Genomic DNA, 4,722 nt, shown 5'->3' with positions numbered 1-4,722 from the left:
TCATTATTGGATAATTAAAGTAATAAGGCATTATTAAATAATCTTATATCCAGAAAACAAGGTTTATGGAATTTTTGTAATTTGGATAAAAATAAATAATAAAAAATTTTCATGTTTTTTTGTTCTATAGTATAATATTGGAGCTAAAGTACTAAATATTATCTATAATATATCATATTTTTTTAGAAGCATATAAAAAACCTTAAAATACAATAATATATAAAGTAATTAATATATTAATTTTAAAGGTAGTTTGTATGAATGAATTAATGTGCGAAATGTGTGGAAGCAACATGGTTACGCAAGAGGGTGGATTTTATGTCTGCCAGGCCTGCGGAACTAAGTTTCCTGTTAAGGAATATATTGCAGGTGAGAATTACCAAACCTTTGGTGAAGAATCTTCTCAAGAATTAGGCAATTTATATGAGCTTGCAAGAAGGGCACGTGAAGTTGGGGACACAGAATTTGGATTAAAGTATTATAGTGAAATTTTAATTAAAGAACCTTATAGCTGGGAAGCCCAATTTTATGTAGGTTACTTTAGAGTCTTTACATACGATTTTCTTGATGAAAGGGGTATTAACGACTTTTGCAGTTCAACTGCATCTGCTGTGTCGATAGTTGAATACCTTGAGGATGTTGGAGAAAAGAACGAAGCGATAAATCTATTTACTGATGAAATATTTGGACTTGTTGAAAGTTTTTACGAAGCCTACTTGGAAGGACTCGAAGATCTCCCTTATGATGATGACGATAGTTATGCATGGTATATCAATACTCTTTTAGAATTATGCAATCTATTAAATTATTATGGGGAGTTGGTTGAAAATGTTACTGATGACACTTATCAGGATGCTGTAAACTCTTGGATTTATTCAATTGATCTTCACACTCCATTATACAAGCATATAGGATTTCTTGATAAGTGGGAGCATGACGAATATATTGACGCTTATGTTGAAAAAATACGCCAATACGATCCGGATTATGAAAAACCTAAACCTAAAAAACTATTTGGAATAATATAATAAACATGGAGGAAGTAAAATGGTCGAACTTTTAAAAGTAATTAAATTTGAAGGAGATAAGGACACTCTAGTTTGGAAACATCCTGCAGAAGACTTTAACACACATTCAAAATTAATAGTTCATGAATCCCAAGTAGCTATATTCTATAAGGATGGGAGAGCTTTAGATGAATTTGGTCCTGGAAAATACACATTAGAAACTGGAAACATACCTATTTTGAGAGGCCTTATCAATATTCCTACCGAAGGAGTAAGTCAATTTCACTGTGAAGTATATTTTATCAACAAGGCAACTTCATTAAATGTGGTTTGGGGAACAAGCAGTCGCTTTCCTGTTATTGAACCCACATTTCAAATACCAATAAATGTTGGTGCTTCAGGGGTTATGGATATTGTTATTGACGATGCAAGAAAATTCATGGTAAACGTAATGGGAACACAAACATTCAATACTACAGATCAGCTTACAGACTATTTCAAAGGCAAAATTACTACCAAAGTCAAAAACTACTTATCAAAAATCATGTCTGAAGTAAGTTACTATAATATTACACAGCATTTGGAGGAAATTTCAGAAGCATTGCATGAAAAATTGAAAGAGGATTTCCAAGAATATGGTGTAAATCTCATCACATTTTACATATCAAACATAGTTGTTCCTAAAGAAGAAACCAAAAAACTTGAGGCTGTATTGAACAAGAAAATGGAATACGGAACACTTGGATTCAATTGGGCTGATGAACAGATGGCAGATGTTGCTAAAAAATATGCTGAAAATCCTGGAAATAAAGGTGGTGTTGATGGAATGGTAGCCGGTTTTCCAATGGCAATGGCATTCGGCCAAATGTTGGGAAATAATGTTGGAGGAAACATGTCTGGAGGACTGTTTGCAGGAGGCCAAAACTTTGGATCCAACCAGCAACAACAAAGCCCTGCCCCACAGCAACAGGCAAATCAAGCACCTCAACAATCAGAAAATGATGAACCTCAGGAAGATGCATTATTCTGTACCAAATGTGGAAACAAATTGGCTCCTGATGCGATATTTTGCTCCAAATGTGGAAACAAAGTACAGCAAGAATTAAAATGTAGCAACTGTGGAAAAAAACTTGAACCTGATGACATGTTCTGTTCAAGATGCGGCCATCCAGTTAATGAATAGATGAAATTTATTTTCATATTCATTAATCAAAATATTATGGTGGGCCGAAATTATATAATTTGGTCTAATATTAACGTGCGAGCTAAAAGTATATTATATTTTGTATAGTATACGGGCAAAATTCATTTTAATTATTTCTCTATCAGTAATCTTTTTATTAAATGTAAAACATATTTAATTGTATGTTTGAAACAGTTTTTTATTTTCCATGGGAGGTTTATCTAATAATATTCCTGCAAAGTTCTCTTCCAGGTTTCATATTGGAATTTTTTGAAGTTATTGCAGAGGTTGTCTCTAAAAATGTCCTTGCATTGTTATTTATTTCAATCTATTTGGCATACAACAAAGATTGGGGTAAATTCACATTGCTTTCGTTGGGTGTGGCTGGTGTGTTCTGCGAATTTGTCAAGGTGGCAGTTGCACGTTTAAGGCCATATGCAGTTGTTGATAAAATCAAGTGCATTCATGCCCCTGTGGCTGACCAGAATCCTTTCGACTTTAAAATCCAGGGATATTCATTCCCAAGCGGACATACGATGATGGCAACCAACCTGTTTTTGGCAATTCCGATATACGTCAGGAATATTCAATATATATCTATTGGATTGGTTGGAGTTTTGATTGTTGCTCTTTCAAGGGTGGGATTAGGCGTTCACTTTCCGACCGATACTATTGCGGGGTTCATCATTGCTTTGGCGTTAATCTTAATATTGTCTCGTGTTTACGACAAGATTGAAAATAGGGCATATCTCTATTTGGCCATTATCGCTCTGTCTTTGGTTGGCGTATTGTTCTGTTCTGAAATAAGTTATATTAAGTATGTGGCATTGATTTTGGGAATTTCATTAGGTTTTCTTGTTGAGGAAAAATATGTTAACTTCGAAAATCCTAAAAGCAGAAGGGATGCAATAGTCAGGCTTGTTGGAGCAGTCATATTGTTTGTATTGCTTTTTATCTTAATCCCGAAATTTGTAGGCGATACTGACCTGGTTAAATGTATTGTACATTCTCTATGTACTTTCATAATGCTTGCTATATATCCTTTAGCTTTTAAAAAGATTGATAGGGATGGATGACTGAATCCATTTAGTCATCTTTACTTTTTTTTTTGAGAATATTTTTTTCACACCAATTTAATATGAACTCATTTGCAAAATCGTTTCTGATTATTGGGAGGAAATTGATTCAATTATTACTGATGTAGTTGGTGACATTGTTTTAGACTAGCAGGAGTTAATTTCTCCACATATTATGTCATTAGGCAGATTTAACAACACAAAAGATTATTCATTTTTAACAAATGTGCTTGAGGATGGTGTTCATACTTGTCTGAAGTGGATGAATATATTTCAAAAGCTAATGACAAATTAATCTCCAGTAAAATATTATTTGACAATCAGCAGTATGCAACATCTGTTAGTGCAGCTTATTATTGTATGTTTTTAACAGTTAAAGCGGTTAATAAAAAAGACCAATATCCTAAATCTCATGAATGTTTAATATCTTTATGGTCAAGTATATCATAAACAACCATTTTCGAATCGAAACATAGAAATCTAAAGAATGGAAGTCCAATTTAATTTTTAAAATTCAAATTTAATAAAGATTACGATTAAAAACCATCAAAACAAGAAAAAAATAAAAAAACAAGAAAAATTAACAAAAAATAGTTTTGTTGACAAACTCCTCAAAAAAGAAAAAAAGGAGTGATAAATAATCACTCCAAACATTGTTGCTTTAGAATCTATCATGCCAAAGTCTAATCATTATCTAGACTATTATTATATGCATAAATGACCTCCCTCTGAGGAGACACTGCTTCCTACAACAGTTTGTGTACACTCCGGATCAAGTTCAGCATAATACGCAATAATCTTATCATTAAATCCATAAAGTCCAAAATATCCTCCTAACATACCGGATATCATTCCGACTCCAACAAAAATTCCACAACAAGTTATTCTGTTAAAATTAACATCATAACTGCATTCAATACTTCTTTCTGCAGCAAAAAGACCAAAACCGGCACCAATAGCTCCACCAACAACTACACCAATTGCAGGATTACAGGTAAAGACAGTTGCAAGAAAACCGGCAGCAAAAGCACCGACACCAGCGACTACGGCCATCAAAGTCATATCCGACATAGATACGCTTTCTGCAAAGTAAACATTTTTTGTATCACTTGTGACGTATTTACCGCCAACCTGTACCAGTCCTCTGTCACCAACACAGACATCATCACCTTCTCCATATGCTTTATTTCCCTTGAATGTACAGTTGTTAATTGACAAAAAGCCCTGATTAAAGATTGCAGCACCATTTTTAGCATAATTATTGGTAAAACTACAATTATCACATACCACATTACCAGTATTTAAAATTGCAGCACCCCAATCTCTTTCAATTGTATAGTCCATACGATTGTTATCAAATCGAATATTATTGAAATAACAAGTTCCTGCAAGGCATTCAACTGCAGTATTGAAGTTTTTAACAGTCAAATCATAAGCCGCAAAATAGGTATTACTA

5 protein-coding genes are annotated in these 4,722 nt (G+C 33.4%); 4 read left to right on the top strand and 1 reads right to left on the bottom strand.

The window, feature by feature from the left end:
- Positions 1–257: 257 nt before the first annotated feature.
- From ACKI3Q_RS03485 to ACKI3Q_RS03470, 4 genes are all read left to right on the top strand, one after another.
- Complete coding sequence (locus tag ACKI3Q_RS03485; protein WP_407414295.1) at positions 258–1,028, top strand: hypothetical protein; 771 nt, start codon at positions 258–260, stop codon at positions 1,026–1,028.
- Positions 1,029–1,047: 19 nt separating this feature from the next.
- The gene (locus tag ACKI3Q_RS03480; protein WP_407414293.1) at positions 1,048–2,190 is read left to right on the top strand and encodes an SPFH domain-containing protein; all 1,143 of its coding nucleotides are present in this window, start codon (positions 1,048–1,050) and stop codon (positions 2,188–2,190) included.
- 182 nt (positions 2,191–2,372) lie between these two features.
- Positions 2,373–3,266 (top strand): phosphatase PAP2 family protein, encoded by an 894-nt coding sequence (locus ACKI3Q_RS03475; RefSeq protein ID WP_407414291.1) that lies wholly within the window; start codon positions 2,373–2,375, stop codon positions 3,264–3,266.
- 258 nt (positions 3,267–3,524) lie between these two features.
- Complete coding sequence (locus ACKI3Q_RS03470; protein WP_407414297.1) at positions 3,525–3,716, top strand: HEPN domain-containing protein; 192 nt, start codon at positions 3,525–3,527, stop codon at positions 3,714–3,716.
- Between the two features lie 255 nt (positions 3,717–3,971).
- Here the strand turns inward: ACKI3Q_RS03470 and ACKI3Q_RS03465 are convergent.
- Positions 3,972–4,722 (bottom strand): hypothetical protein (locus ACKI3Q_RS03465; RefSeq protein WP_407414289.1); only part of this gene is annotated, 751 nt, incomplete at its 5' end.

Source organism: Methanobrevibacter sp. (assembly GCF_045636185.1).
Classification (GTDB): Archaea; Methanobacteriota; Methanobacteria; order Methanobacteriales; family Methanobacteriaceae; genus Methanocatella.
Note: the sequence above shows the minus strand (reverse complement) of the source record. Positions and strands in the feature narration are given on the sequence as shown.